Raw genomic sequence first — 557 nt, 5'->3', positions numbered from 1 at the left:
GAGAACTCGATGCACTTAGTGTAGGGCTTATCGACGAAGTCTCAGAGGATGCCGAGGTCGAAGTCCACGAGCGAAACGTCGAACGTCTTTCCACGCACAAGCGACTCCTCTTCGACATCATTCGCGAGGGTGGTGCCGATGGAGTAACATCAAAACAGTTGCACGACCGGTACGAGTCGAGAATCGGCAACTCGAGATCGAAGCCGACACGCCGCCGATAACTTGGGGCACTCGAACGCTATCGGCTCATTGAGAAAGAAGGAGCGACCAAAGGGACCCGATATACAGCAGTCGAGTATTGACTACAGGATATCGTAGTCATCCTCTGACTCGATATCATCACTCCATGCGGTCGCTGCCCGTTCGAGTAGCATCTTACGCTTTGCTGTACTCGTTATCCGGCTGTCGAGAGTATCCAGCGCTTCCGAAACCTCAGACTCTGTCGTCGCAATGTAGTAGCCATTCGAGCCACCGATTATCGGGATCCTCTCTTTCAGCATTATCTCGCGGATGCACTCTCGCGTCTGTGGGAAAGAACCGACAGTATCGAGGCCGAC

At 53.5% G+C, this 557-nt stretch carries 1 protein-coding gene and 1 pseudogene; one reads left to right on the top strand and one right to left on the bottom strand.

The features are described 5' to 3' along the window. Positions 1 to 221, top strand: a pseudogene (locus tag DVK07_RS24040) (cell division control protein 6); the annotation flags it as partial. 81 nt (positions 222 to 302) lie between these two features. Here the strand turns inward: DVK07_RS24040 and DVK07_RS23035 are convergent. After that, positions 303 to 557 (bottom strand): hypothetical protein (locus tag DVK07_RS23035; RefSeq protein ID WP_121598605.1); only part of this gene is annotated, 255 nt, incomplete at its 5' end.

The sequence above is a fragment of the Halorubrum sp. Atlit-26R genome, from assembly GCF_003666015.1.
Taxonomy (GTDB): Archaea; Halobacteriota; Halobacteria; order Halobacteriales; family Haloferacaceae; genus Halorubrum.
Note: the sequence above shows the minus strand (reverse complement) of the source record. Positions and strands in the feature narration are given on the sequence as shown.